This is a genomic window from Pseudomonas sp. LB-090624 (assembly GCF_003205205.1).
GTDB lineage: Bacteria > Pseudomonadota > Gammaproteobacteria > Pseudomonadales > Pseudomonadaceae > Aquipseudomonas.
In genome coordinates, this window is sequence record NZ_QJRL01000001.1 from 405,812 (window position 1) to 418,575 (window position 12,764).

At 61.9% G+C, this 12,764-nt stretch carries 13 protein-coding genes and 1 pseudogene; 9 read left to right on the forward strand and 5 right to left on the reverse strand.

The window, feature by feature from the left end; genetic code table 11:
* The first annotated feature begins 59 nt into the window (after window positions 1-59).
* The 6 genes from DMX11_RS01905 to DMX11_RS01920 all read left to right on the forward strand — a co-directional run bounded on the left by DMX11_RS01905 (window position 60) and on the right by DMX11_RS01920 (window position 4,119).
* Complete coding sequence (locus DMX11_RS01905) at window positions 60-389, forward strand: aspartate-semialdehyde dehydrogenase (RefSeq protein WP_110742872.1); 330 nt, start codon at window positions 60-62, stop codon at window positions 387-389.
* A gap of 67 nt (window positions 390-456) precedes the next feature.
* Window positions 457-618, forward strand: a complete 162-nt coding sequence (locus tag DMX11_RS26010; protein WP_177410696.1) for a hypothetical protein — start codon at window positions 457-459, stop codon at window positions 616-618.
* A 135-nt stretch (window positions 619-753) separates the two neighbouring features.
* Window positions 754-870 (forward strand): cytochrome c oxidase subunit CcoM, encoded by a 117-nt coding sequence (gene ccoM / locus DMX11_RS26330; RefSeq protein WP_003254862.1) that lies wholly within the window; start codon window positions 754-756, stop codon window positions 868-870.
* A gap of 185 nt (window positions 871-1,055) precedes the next feature.
* Complete coding sequence (locus DMX11_RS01910; RefSeq protein ID WP_110742874.1) at window positions 1,056-3,044, forward strand: FUSC family protein; 1,989 nt, start codon at window positions 1,056-1,058, stop codon at window positions 3,042-3,044.
* Complete coding sequence (locus DMX11_RS01915; RefSeq protein ID WP_110742876.1) at window positions 3,031-3,237, forward strand: DUF1656 domain-containing protein; 207 nt, start codon at window positions 3,031-3,033, stop codon at window positions 3,235-3,237. Before DMX11_RS01910 ends, DMX11_RS01915 begins: the two co-directional genes overlap by 14 nt.
* 12 nt (window positions 3,238-3,249) lie before the next feature.
* Window positions 3,250-4,119 carry an HlyD family secretion protein gene (locus DMX11_RS01920; protein WP_110742877.1) on the forward strand — a complete coding sequence of 290 codons (870 nt, stop codon included), beginning with the start codon at window positions 3,250-3,252 and terminating at the stop codon, window positions 4,117-4,119.
* A gap of 38 nt (window positions 4,120-4,157) precedes the next feature.
* On the opposite strand, the gene DMX11_RS01925 is transcribed toward DMX11_RS01920, so the two are convergent.
* Window positions 4,158-4,916: an SDR family NAD(P)-dependent oxidoreductase gene (locus tag DMX11_RS01925; RefSeq protein ID WP_110742879.1), complete on the reverse strand. Its 759-nt coding sequence runs from the start codon at window positions 4,914-4,916 to the stop codon at window positions 4,158-4,160.
* A gap of 111 nt (window positions 4,917-5,027) precedes the next feature.
* Here DMX11_RS01925 and DMX11_RS01930 point away from each other — a divergent pair, with 111 nt between their 5' ends.
* Together DMX11_RS01930 and DMX11_RS01935 are read left to right on the forward strand one after the other, a co-directional pair.
* Window positions 5,028-5,942, forward strand: coding sequence for a LysR family transcriptional regulator (locus DMX11_RS01930; protein WP_110742881.1), 915 nt, complete (start codon window positions 5,028-5,030; stop codon window positions 5,940-5,942).
* 118 nt (window positions 5,943-6,060) lie between these two features.
* Window positions 6,061-6,390 carry a DUF2025 family protein gene (locus DMX11_RS01935; RefSeq protein WP_110742882.1) on the forward strand — a complete coding sequence of 110 codons (330 nt, stop codon included), beginning with the start codon at window positions 6,061-6,063 and terminating at the stop codon, window positions 6,388-6,390.
* Between the two features lie 70 nt (window positions 6,391-6,460).
* On the opposite strand, the gene DMX11_RS01940 is transcribed toward DMX11_RS01935, so the two are convergent.
* Window positions 6,461-9,046, reverse strand: a complete 2,586-nt coding sequence (locus tag DMX11_RS01940) for an EAL domain-containing protein (RefSeq protein WP_110742884.1) — start codon at window positions 9,044-9,046, stop codon at window positions 6,461-6,463.
* A 51-nt stretch (window positions 9,047-9,097) separates the two neighbouring features.
* On the reverse strand, window positions 9,098-10,171 hold the full coding sequence (locus DMX11_RS01945) for a diguanylate cyclase (protein ID WP_110742907.1): 1,074 nt from the start codon (window positions 10,169-10,171) through the stop codon (window positions 9,098-9,100).
* A 128-nt stretch (window positions 10,172-10,299) separates the two neighbouring features.
* Between DMX11_RS01945 and DMX11_RS01950 the strand changes: the two genes are divergently transcribed.
* Window positions 10,300-11,391 (forward strand): MBL fold metallo-hydrolase, encoded by a 1,092-nt coding sequence (locus DMX11_RS01950; RefSeq protein WP_110742909.1) that lies wholly within the window; start codon window positions 10,300-10,302, stop codon window positions 11,389-11,391.
* A 3-nt stretch (window positions 11,392-11,394) separates the two neighbouring features.
* Here DMX11_RS01950 and DMX11_RS01955 read toward each other — a convergent pair whose 3' ends face one another.
* Both DMX11_RS01955 and DMX11_RS26100 read right to left on the reverse strand, forming a co-directional pair.
* Entirely contained in the window at window positions 11,395-12,291 is an 897-nt protein-coding gene (locus DMX11_RS01955; RefSeq protein WP_110742886.1) for a formate/nitrite transporter family protein, read from the reverse strand.
* Between the two features lie 193 nt (window positions 12,292-12,484).
* Window positions 12,485-12,764: pseudogene (locus tag DMX11_RS26100) on the reverse strand (hypothetical protein); the annotation flags it as partial.

Genomic DNA, 12,764 nt, shown 5'->3' on the forward strand with positions numbered 1-12,764 from the left:
TGTCCAAGCCATCAAGGTAAACCCGCGCCTGCCGATACAGCGGGCATAGGAGAACGTCCATGCTGCCGCCGCTCATTCCGCTCAGTGCCGCTCCGGTGACCTCGCAACAGGACCCGGTCAAGCCAACCCCCGACATCAAGCCGGTGGTGCCGACGCAGCCTGCGTCCGGCGAAAGTGCCATTGACCTCAAGCAGCAGCGCGACCCGCAGGAGCAGGCATTGCTGCTGCGCGATGACCAGCGGCGTCAGCAGCAACGCCGACAACAGGGGGACCAGGGGCGCTATCAAGCCGTGCCCGGTGACGAGGTCAACGCCGACAACACCGTGCCGGTGGCTCCACTGATGGGCGAGCACGTACGCCAGGGCCTGCTGGTGGACATCGAAGTCTGACGCGGGGCTGGTCAGCGCCAGCGCCTGGCTTCATCATGCAAGCCTCAGTTGATCGTCGAGACCACCCATGAGCCAAGACAACCTCATCGATTTCGATGCCGAACGCGCCAAGCGCGTCCATGACCTGAAGGAAAAGCGCCTGAACGAAATGCGCAATGCCTTCGAACAGGCCCTGCCGTTGGGCGCCAGCAAGAAAAAGAAACCCAAGGGCAAGCCGAAAAAGCGCTGAAACTTGACGCAAGTCAACCCTGCACCCGCCTCGCGTGCCCGGTCCCGGGCACCATTGACCTCGATCAATTTCCCCACTCCCCGCATTGGTTAACTTGCTCCCATCGGACAGCGGCAAACGAATGGGGAGGCCAACATGTTCTTCGACAATGTGGTTATCGCCGGTGTGGTAACGGTCGGCCTGATGGTCGCTTTCTTTGCCGGTCTGGGCATTTTCATCTGGAAGGACTCGAACAAGCGCAAGCCGCGCTGACCTTCTGGGTATGCGAGCACGCAAGGCATTTAGGGCGACTTCGGTCGCCCATTTTTTTTGCCTCAGATTCCTGTGATGCATGCGCGCCAATAAAGATGATTAGCTAGCTAATTATTCATTTACGCTTTATCCTGCTCTCCATTGTCTATCTTTTCAGTAAGATCATTCCCCGCAAGGTCCGCCGAGTGCCCATCACCTTCCAGGCCCTGTTCGCCCCCAGCAGCCTCGCCCTCAAATTCGCCATCAAGACCCTGCTTGGCGGCGGCTTGGCGCTCTGGTTGGCGATGCGCTGGGGCCTGGAACAACCGTCGTGGGCTTTGATGACGGCCTTCATCGTCGCCCAGCCTCTATCTGGCATGGTGGTTCAAAAGGGCCTGGCGCGGTTGGCCGGCACCTTGGTCGGCACTGCCATGTCGGTGCTGTTTATCGGCCTGTTCGCCCAGACCCCTTGGCTGTTTCTGCTCACCCTGGCCTTGTGGCTGGCGCTGTGCACCGCCGCGTCCACCCAGTTGCGCAGTGCCTGGGCTTACGCCTTCGTACTGGCCGGTTATACCGCGGCGATCATCGCATTGCCGGCAATCGACCACCCGCTCCAGGTATTCGATCAGGCCGTAGCCCGTTGCACCGAGATCTGCCTGGGAATTTTCTGCGCCACGGCCAGCAGTGCCTTGCTCTGGCCAATGCGGGTCGAACAGCAATTGGGTGGGCAGGCGCGGCAGGCCTGGCAGAACGGCCTGCAGGCCGCCAGTGCCATGCTGGGCGGCGAAGACGAGGCGCGCAAGGGCTTGCTGGAGAGCCTGGGACGCATCGTTGCCATCGACAGCCAGCGCGAACATGCCTGGTTCGAAGGCAATCGCGGTCGCCAGCGTGCGCGTGGCATTCGCGGCCTGAGCCAGAAACTGATGGTGCTGTTGCGTATTTCCAGGTCGGTGCGCCGGCAATGGCGGCAGTTGGATGAGCGCGAGGCCGAACGCCTTGCGCCTTGGTTGCAGCAAGTGCGCACGTCGCTGGGCAACCCCGATCAGCCCAGCTTGTTGTTGCTGCGCCAGCGCATCTGGGATGCCGCTCACGATGAGCGGATCAGTTCGGCCGAACACTTCTGCCTGGCGCGCATGGCCTTGCTGCTGGACTACGCCATGGCCGCCGGCCAGGCGCTGGAGGATGTCGAAGCGGGCAGGGCGCCGAAGGATGTGGCCCAGGGCCTGGCGGTGCACCGTGACTGGTCATTGGCGTTGCTGTTCGGTTCGCGGAGTGCGCTAGCTTTTCTGGTCATGAGTGGTTTCTGGCTGGCCACCGCTTGGCCTTCTGCACCGGGTGGTCTGGTGCTGACCTGCGTGGTCTGCAGCTTGTTCGCCAGTCGGGAGAACGGCGCCCAGATTGGCCTAAGTTTCTTGCGCGGTATCTTTCTGGCGATTCCCGCGGCATTTCTGGTCGGGCAGATTCTGCTGCCGCAATGGAGCAGCTTCGCCATGCTCTGCCTAGGCATGGGGGTGCCGCTGTTTTTCGGCGCTTTGGGCATGGCCCACCCACGTACCGGTGCCACGGCCACCTCCTATTGCCTGCATTTCATCGTGCTGGTGTCGCCACTGAACGCCATGCAGTTCGGCGTGGCGACCATGCTGAACAGCGCACTGGCCATGTTGGTTGGTGTGTCGGCGGCGGTCATGGCCTTTCGTTTGTTGGTGTTCCGCCACCCGGCCTGGCTGGGCCGACGCCTGCGCGCCGCCACCCAGAGCGATCTGGTGCGCCTGACCCGGCGTGACCTGCGCGGGGCCGATACCTGGTTTGGCGGGCGTATGGCCGACCGGTTGATGCAACTGGCGCGACATGCCAGTGAATTACCGGAAAGCGAAGGCAAGCGCTGGGACGACGGCCTGCATGGGCTGGATATCGGTGACGAACTGGTCCACCTGCGCATGTGTCTCGCGGTCGCCCAGGCCCCCTTGGGGCAGGCCGAACGTGAGTACCTGCAGCAGGTGGAGGCGGTACTGGCCAAAGGGCCAGCGGCCGGCCGTGGGCAGCGCCTTGACAGCGCCAGTGAACAGTTCATTGCCGCCTTGCGCCGCTTGCCTGCCAGCGACCCGCTGCGTTTGGCAGAGGGTGCGGTGCTGCAATTGCAGAAAAGCTGGGGCAAATGGTGCCGCTGGCAGGAGGAAGCTCATGGGGTTGCGTGAGTGGGCAGTGGGCGGCGTGCTGCTCAGCCCGTTTCTACTTTATGTGTTACTGGCGCTGGCGTTGACTGGCCTGTTGCGCTTGCTGGTTCAGGCCACGCCACTGGGGCGGTGGATCTGGCATGAAGCGCTGTTCGATGCGGCGCTGTTCGTTTGTGTGTTGTTCCTGGTGGTACGCCTGCTGGGAGCTTTATAAAGGAGTGTTTCGATGCGTGCGGCCGTACGTACTCTGGTAACCCTGTGCGTGGTGGCCCTGGCCGTGTTGGCCGGCTATCAGCTGTGGCAGTACTACATGCTTACACCCTGGACACGCGATGCCCGCGTGCGCGCCGATGTGGTGGTAATTGCCCCTGACGTTTCGGGGTGGGTGCGCGAGCTAAAAGTGCACGACAACCAGCAGGTCAAGGCGGGCGACCTATTGATGAGCATCGACCGCGAGCGCTTTCAGGCAGCATTCGACCAGGCCAGCGCGGTGACCGAAACACGGGCGCAGCAACTGCGCTTGCGTGAGCGTGAAGCGGCCAGACGTACCGCCCTTGGGCCGGAGGCGATCAGTGCCGAACTGCGTGAAAATGCCCAGATCAATGCTGCGATTGCCCGGGGTGAGCTGCATGAGGCCGAGGCCCAGCTGCAGGTAGCGAAGATCAACCTGGCGCGCAGCGAGGTGCGTGCTCCACGCAGTGGGCACATCACCAACCTGCGCCTGGCCGAAGGCAACTACGTCAACACCGGGGAGTCGGTGATGGCCTTGGTGGATGATTCAACCTTCTATATCCAGGCCTACTTCGAAGAAACCAAGTTGCCGCGCATCCGCGTAGGCGACACGGTGAAAGTCTGGCTGATGGGTGCGGGCGAACCGATGCAGGGGCATGTGGAAAGCATCAGTCGCGGCATCACCGACCGCAACAGCAACCCCGACAGCCAGTTGCTGCCGGAAGTGGAGCCGACCTTCAACTGGGTGCGACTGGCACAGCGCATACCGGTGAGGATTCGCCTGGACCAGGTGCCGGAAGGCGTGGTCCTGAGTGCCGGCATGACCGCGAGCGTGCAGGTGCATGAGGATGCGGATCGGCAGTGAGGGCCCTGGGGCCGCAACGGGCCCCCACCCTTTCGAAGCTAGAGGAACATGCCGCCTGAAACCTCCAGCCGCTGGCCGGTAATCCAGCCGTTACCGTCTTCCAGCAACAACGCAATTGCTGCCCCTATATCATCTGGCAAACCTACCCGGCCCAGCGCGGTATTGCCGGCGATGTAATCATTCACCTGCTGGTTATCCCGCACCACGCCGCCACCGAAATCGGTCTCGATCGCTCCGGGTGCCAGAATGTTCACTCGAATGCCGCGCGGTCCCAGCTCCTTGGCCTGGTAGCGGGTCAGCACCTCCATCGCACCCTTCATCGCCGCATAGGCGGCATAGCCCGGCAGGGCAAAGCGCGCCAGCCCCGTGGAAATGTTGATGATCCGCCCATTGTCCACCAACAGCGGCAGCAAGCGCTGAGTGAGGAAGAACGGCCCTTTGAGCTGAATGTTCAGCAGCTGGTCGAACTGCGCTTCGCTGGTTTCAACATATGGCACGTTCAGCCCGATCCCGGCATTGTTCACCAGAAAGTCGAGGCGCTCGCGCCCAAAGTGCTGCTGCAGGGTGCTGCCCAGGCGCTCGGCGAAGCTGGCAAAACTGCTGCTGTCGCTGACGTCCAGTTGCAACATGGCTGCCTTGACCCCGGCTTGCTCCAGCCGGGTCGCCACGCGCTGCGCTTCGTCCGCCTGGCTATGGTAGGTACCCACGACATCGATACCGCGTGCAGCCAGGTGTTCGGCTGCGTTGCGGCCAAGGCCGCGGCTGGCGCCAGTGATCAGGGCAATTTTGCGAGTCATCGTGAAAGCCTCGTGTTGGGGAGTCAGCACAGGTTATTGGTCGTGCGGGTACTGTTAAATCCGGTAAATATGGAAATACTGTTCGTTAAAACCGGATAGTCGAGGCCGTTAGTGAATAAGCTGGAGTTGTTGCGCACCTTTGTGCGAGTCAGTGAGGTCAGCAGTTTTACCCTGGCCGCCGAGAGCCTGGGGCTGCCACGTTCAACGGTGTCGGAGCAGGTGAGGGCGCTGGAACGCCTGTTGGGTACGCGGTTGTTCAACCGCACCACCCGCCGTGTGCAAGCGACCCAGGATGGCGCCTTGTTGTACGAGCGGAGCAAGGACCTGTTGTCTGGCATGGACGAAATCGAGAGCCTGTTCAGTGCCGACGATGCTGAACTGGCTGGGCGCCTGCGTATCGACCTGCCGACCATGATGGCGCGACGGGTGATCATTCCGATGCTCCCGCAGTTTCTGCAGCGCTTTCCACGTCTGGAAGTGGAACTCAGTTGCACCGACCGCCAGGTCGACCTGCTGCGCGAAGGTTTCGACTGCGTCATGCGCATTGGCGCCTTGCATGACCTGGATGTGGTGGCACGCCCGGTCGGGCAACTGAGCATGCTCAACTGTGCAAGCCCTGGCTATCTGGCCCGCTATGGGATACCGCATGACTTGCAGGACCTGGCAGGGCACCAACTGGTGCATTACGTGCGCACGCTGGGTGCGCGCAGTGCCGGGTTCGAATACCTGCTGGGGGGTGAGGTGCGGTACCAGGCCATGGCCGGCGTGGTCACGGTCAACAACGCCGAAGCCTACTCGGCGGCATGCCTGGCGGGGCTGGGGTTGATCCAGGCCCCGGCGGTGGGGGTGGCCGGGCACCTTCAGCGCGGCGAGTTGGTTTCTGTGCTGGAAGACTGGCAAGCGCCGGCCATGCCGGTATCGCTGCTGTATGCCCGGCAGCGGCATGTGCCACGCCGGGTGCAGGCATTCATGCAGTGGTTGGCCGAAGTGCTGCGTAGCCAGGTCGATGCAGCGGCGTGCAATTGAGCAAAGTCATGGCGCGTGGTTGACCACTTGCATTAGGCTGGCCGTTGCGAGTTGCCCGGCAGAGGCAACCCTTACCGCCCGGCGTGCGTATCTTCCGAATTCATTGCGAGGTTACGTCATGGCCATCACGTCCCAGGACATCTGCAACGCCGCCAACCAGCTCAAGGGTTTTGTCGGTTTTCACGGCAAGCGCGGCGTGCATATCGTGCGCTTTTCAGAGGATTCGTTCGGCATGGATGTGGCCGACGCCAGCATCACCCCTTGTAGCGAATTTGTCTGGCGGCCCGGGCAAGGTGCGCGAATGGCGCTGTGCCGGGAACGGCTGGCGTTGTTGCTGGAGCAGCATGTGGATGACCGCCTGAATATCGGCGAGCCGCTGCGTGCCTACTTGCCTCGCCGTGACCTGCCGGAGATCGTGGCCGAGCGCAGGCTTCAGCAGCCTGGCTGAGGGCCTGTTGGGGCGGGTCTGACCGCGAACGATTCAAGTGGCGAGATGGCATTTGCGGGCCAGCCCGTACCTACAGAGGGCGCGCGCTGCTTCGGGCGGGGTCCTGCAACAACGCCACCACCCCCGCACTGTCCAGCGGCCGGCTCAGGTAATAGCCCTGCACCTCATGGCAGCGATCCTTCTCTAGCGTCTTGAGCTGTTGTTCGCTTTCTACGCCTTCGGCCGTCACGGTCAGGCCCATCGCCTCACCCAGGTTGATGATGGCCTGGACCACGGCGCGGTCGCTGCCGCCATTGTTGTTCAGGCCGCTGATGAAACGCTTGTCGATCTTGATGCTGTCGAAAGGGTAAGTGCGCAGGTAGCCCAGCGATGAATAACCGGTGCCGAAGTCGTCCATGTTCAGTCGCACGCCCAGTTCCTTGAGCGACAGCATGGTACCCAGCGCGCCCTCGATGTCGTTGAGCATCACGTTCTCGGTAATTTCCAGTTCCAGACGCTGGGCCGGGAACGCCGTGTCCAGCAGTATTTCGCGCACATCCGCTACCACATCGCTGCGCAGGAACTGCGCAGGCGACAGGTTCACCGACACCAGAATGTCGGCGGGCCAGTCATGGGCGGTCCGGCAGGCTTCTCGCAGCACCCAGCGGCCCAGCGCGACAATGATGTCGCTCTGCTCGGCCAGCGGGATGAACGTATCGGGGCCCAGCAAGCCTTCTTGCGGGTGCTGCCAGCGCAGCAAGGCTTCGACAGCGACGATACGCAGGTCACTCAGGCGGTAGCGCGGCTGGTAGTGCAGTTCGAACTCCTGATTGCGCAGGGCCCGGCGCAGGTCGTTCTCCAGCTGGCGGCGGTACTGGATCTGCTGATTCATTTCGGCGGCGAAGTAGCGCCAGGTGTTCTTGCCGTCGGCCTTGGCCTGGTACAACGCAATGTCGGCGCAGCGGATCAGTTCGCCAGCATCGAAGCCCTGGGTACGCGTCTGGGCGACACCAATGCTGGCGCCGACGTGCAGGGGCTGGCCGTCGAAGACGACAGGCTGCTGCAGCAGGCCGATCAGGCGCGCACAGAAACGGTCGATTTCGCTGCGGTTGTCCATGCCACTCAGCACCAGGATGAACTCGTCGCCGCCCAGGCGCGCGACCAGGTCCCCTTCGCGGGTGGTGTCGCGCAGGCGCGTTGCCACTTCCTGCAGCACGGCATCCCCGGCGGCATGGCCTAGTGAATCGTTGATCGGCTTGAAGTTGTCCAGGTCCAGCAGTAGCAAGCTCAGTGGCGGCGAGTCGCTGCCTCGCAGCAGCGCCTGCTCCAGGTGCCTGGCGAGCTTGTTGCGGTTGGCCAGCCCGGTCAAGGGGTCGTGCAGCGACAGATGCTGGATGCGTGCGTGGGCATCGACTTCGTCGGTGATGTCACTGGCGGTACCGCGAAAACCAATGGGCTTGTCGTGGCGCCAGATGGCGCGGGCGGAGATCCGGCAGTAGCGGTTCTGGCCATTCTGGTCGCGGTAGGTGCAGCGCAAGTTGGCCAGCTGCTGCGGGTCGGCGCTGGCCAAGGCATCCAGCCAGGGTGACAGGGGTGTGGTATCGCAAGCCAGCAGCTGGTTGAGCGGGTGCCCCAGCCAGTTGTCGACTGGGTAGCCAGTGACGTTGGCAAAGCGCTGTGACAGGTAGGTCAGGCGTTGTTGCCGATCGGTCTCCCATATCCAGTCCGAAGCCGACTCGGCCACTGCACGAAACCGTTGCTCGCTGGCCTCCAGGGCCTGGTTGCTCTGTTGCAGGTGCGAAAGCGTGAGGCCAACCGCTCGCGAGCTGCGCAGGGCATGGCGAAACAGGTACAGCATGATCAGGCCGAGGATCAGCAGTGCACTCAGCAGCGGCGGCAATACGGCATGCAGCAACTGGCGGCCCGGCAGCGGGCTGCTCCAGGACAAATGATAGCCGGTGTCGCCCAGGTCGATGCGCTGATGCCCGTGGTCACCCCTATCATCCTTTTCCACGTGCATACCGGTCAGGCCGGCGCCACTGCTCAGGCGTGCCAGCTTGTCCTCGGTGAGCTGGTCGACGAACAGCATCACCGGCGCCTGGCGCACTTCGCTGTCAGTCACCTCCCGGTCAGGGCGCACGGCTGCAGCGCTGAGCACGGCCGGCCAGCCATTGAACAGGACGAAATGGGTGACCTGCTCGCGTGATATCGCAGCTGTACGGGCCTGATCGATGATTGGCTGCAGGGCTGCATCGATGTAGGTGTTCGCCGCCGCCTGGCTGGGTTGGCCTTTGAACAGGGCGTAGGTCGTGCGGGCATCCTCCACCACGAACACCCCTTCATAGCCACTGGCGCTGTAGAGCGACTCGCCGACGTTTTTCTCGTCATAGGCCCATTTCCAGTCGGCCTGGCCAGCCAAATGGTCGAAGGCTGCATCCCACACCGCATAACTGGACAGGAACTGCCGCGAGGCGAGCAGCCGTTGTTCCAGAGCCTGGGTAGCCTGAAAGGTACTGCGCTGGCGCTCCTGCTGGTCAAGGGTACTGGCGATGTTGAACAAGGCGCCGAGTATGGTCAGGCAGGCCAGGCCGAACACAGCACTGAACCCGACAATGAGATGGCGCACCTGAAATCTGGGTGTGGGGCTGGCGGGTGGAAGCTTGGCGGTCCTGGCCATGCGCGAGCGGCTCCTTCAGGCAACCTCCCGCCAGGCAGTCAGGCAGCAGGTTCAATCAGGATAGGCCAGCCTGAGCGTGGCAGCTTCACCGCGGGCGAAATTGACCTGATCGCGGCCGGCGTGCTTGGCGGTGTATAGCGCCTTGTCCGCTTGCTCCAGCCAATGCTCGGGGGATTGCAACCCCGCTTCGAATGGTGACAGGCCGATACTCAGGCTGATGCGCAGATGCGGCAATTGGGGGTTGCGGTAGCTGGAAACCCGTTCGCGCAGGCGCTCCATGGCTTGGCAGGCCTGGGCTTCGCTGGTATCGGGCAGAATCACGCAGAACTCGTCGCCACCATAACGCCCGGCCTGGTCGGCCTCGCGCAGGCTGCGCCGCAGTTCGCTGCTGAGCTGGCGTAGGACACAGTCACCGACTACGTGGCCAAAGGTGTCGTTGATGGTCTTGAAATGGTCGATGTCGATCAGGGCAATCACCGCATGCCCCTGCTGCTGTCTACATGCCTGGAACTTCAGCAGCAGCAGGTCTTTCCACGCCCCGTGGTTGAGCAGGCCGGTCAGGCTGTCGGTGAGGCTCAGGGCACTTAACCGGCGCTTGTGGTCGCCCAGTTTGATCGCCAGCTGGTAGCACACCCAGCCGAGTGCCAGCGGGTATAGCGTCAGCATGGGCAGGCAGGCATACACCTGCAGCGGCGTAGCAGCAAGTTGCAGGCCGGGCCCTAGTAGCACGATGGCGAGCAGCATGCCGGCCAGTTGCGCCCACATTCCGCGAAAGAGCATGCGCTTGCCGCCTGCAGCGACGTTGTTCATGGTCATCATCGACAGCACGGTAACGGTGGGTAGTGGGTTGAAGTGCATGGTAGCTGCCCAGAACCCACCCATCAGCGAGTCCAGCAGCAGGTTGCGCTGTTCTGCCTGATACGGTGTTGCAGAGCGGGTAGCCCAGAGAAATGCAACGTGTGGCCACAAAAGGCCGTTGAACAGCACCAGTAGCCACGCCCACATGGGGGGCGCCAGTGGGGCAATGGCCGCCATCACGCTGAACATGCCGATGCCCAGGCCGATGATGCGGGGCAAGTAGATGCGCTTGACGAATGAAAGGCCTTTGCCGCTGCGGTTGTCCATCATGGTCGTATTCTTCTGCCGGGTACCGTTTATCGCATAACTCGCATGAATAATGTTGAACAGTGTTTCATCGACGAAAAATGACCTTGCAAGCCAATTCACGGTTGATCCGGTCACTGTGGGGTAACATGAAGGCTTTTCTGTTGCTCGGAGTGTTGCTGATGGTTGCTTTGACCAATGCTGCCGGTGAGCCGGCGCCACAGCGGGAAGGGCGTTTTCACAACCAGGCGTTGCTGCCCCAGGATGGCGTGTTGAAGAAGCTGCGCATCGGGCTCAAATATCTGTTTCTGCGCAAGCCACCGGAAACCCGCCCGGCCACCCCGATCAGCGTGCAACCGATGACCCTTCAGCAACTGCTCGACGCACCCGACCACAGCTTGTGGCGGCTGGGTCACTCAACGGTATTGTTGAAATTGCGCGGGCGCTTCTTCATTACCGACCCTGTGTTCGCCGAGCGCGCCTCTCCGGTGCAGTGGGCTGGCCCACAACGCTTTCACGCACCACCGCTGGGGCTGGACCAGTTGCCGCCGCTGGCGGCGGTGGTGTTGTCGCACGATCACTTCGACCATCTGGACGAGCAGGCGATACGCCAGTTGGCGTCGCGCACGGGCGTATTCCTGGCGCCGCTGGGGGTAGGCGACCTGCTGACACGTTGGGGTGTAGAGCCGGCAAAGGTGCGTCAACTGGACTGGTGGCAGGAGAGCGAAGTGGAGGGCGTGCGCTTCGTCGCTACCCCGGCACAGCATTTTTCTGGGCGTGGCTTGCTGGACAGCAACCGCACGCTATGGGCGTCATGGGTGATCCTCGACGAGGGGCTGCGGGTGTTTTTCAGTGGCGATACCGGCTATTTCGATGGCTTCAAGCACATAGGCGAACGTTTCGGCCCATTTGACCTGACCCTGATCGAGACCGGCGCCTACAACGCTGCCTGGCCTGACGTGCACATGCAGCCGGAGCAGAGCCTGCAGGCTCACCTGGACTTGCGTGGGCGCTGGATGCTGCCGATTCACAATGGCACCTTCGACCTGTCCATCCACGGCTGGCAGGAGCCCTTCGAGCGCATTCTGGCCCTGGCCACCCAGGCCCAGGTGCGCCTGAGCACGCCGCAGATGGGGGAGCGGGTCAGTCTCGACTCGCCCCATGCCGGGCAGAATTGGTGGCAGCCGCGGCCTGTGCGTCAGCGCGGCCAGGAGCATGAGCGAGCGATAGCGGGCCGCTGAGCATCACGCCCTGTCGTTGGTTCTTTGTCTGGGCGGTGCCTGTTCCTCCTTCAATAGCCGGGAGGGCGGTTTGCCACTGTCACTGCGTACTTGTGCATGGCTGATCAAGCCGAAGATGAAGCTGCCGCCGATGATGTTGCCCGCCAGTGTCGGCAGGGCAAACTCCAGCCAGAAGCTGCGCCAGGTTTCATCGCCGGCCCAGACCAGATAGGACACTTCCACCGAGCCCACTACTATATGGGTGAAATCGCCGAGGGCCATCAGGTAGGTGATCATCAGGATGATCCAGATCTTGGCGTGTTCCATGGACGGGATCATCCAGACCATGGTGGCAATCATCCAGCCCGAGACGATGCCTTTTGCGAACATCTGGCTGATGTCATTCTTCATGACCTTACGGCCGACCTCCAGAAAGGCGACATCGGTCTTGCTGTCGAAGATCGGCAGTTCCAGCATTACCCAGGCCACCAGAAGGGTGCCCGCCAGATTGCCGAGCAGCACCACGCCCCACAACCGCAGCAGGCGCCCGAAGTTGGCCAGGGTAGGGCTGGTCATGACCGGCAGTACGGCAGTAAGGGTGTTTTCGGTGAACAGTTGCTGGCGGGCCAGAATCACTGCGAGAAAGCCTGCGCTATAGCCGATGCTGGCTACCACCTGGGCACTGCCGCCTTCCGGCAGGCGTGCGTAGAAGAGCCCCATGGCCATCAGTGACAGCCCCATGGACAAACCGGCGGCCAATGCTGACCACCACAGCGCGGCGAGGGTACGCTCGAGCTCCTGATCGCCCTGATAGCGGATGATCTCGTGCAGCACTGCCGCCCGCGGCGGCTGGTTGTGGCTGACTTCCTGCTCTTCATCCGCCGACAAGCCGGGGGTCTTCTCGCTCTGCGCATCGCTCATGGCCGCTACGCTCCGTAGGATTGTTTATCTACTGATCCGCGGCGCTTTCATTAGTTGCGGACAGGGAAGCGAAACGCTGTCGAAAACTTTTTTAGAACAGGGTGTTGACTCTGATTTCAAAGCGCGTATTATTCGCCTCCTCGCAGCGTTGAACGCTTCGAGGCAAGCGGTAAGTTGTTGAAGTTGTTAGCTTTCAAAAGAAAGTGGCGGTAAAAAACTTCAAAATAAACGCTTGACAGCAAGTGAGGAAAGCGTAGAATGCGCGCCTCGGTTGAGACGAAAAGCTCTTAACCAAACGCTCTTTAACAAATCGAATCAAGCAATTCGTGTGGGTGCTTGTGAGTACGGACTGATAGTCAAAAAGATTATCAGCATCACAAGTGGCCATGCGAGAAATCACATAGTCATTTGAGATTGCTGAGCCAAGTTTAGGGTTTCTTAAAAACCCAAGCAGTATTGAACTGAAGAGTTTG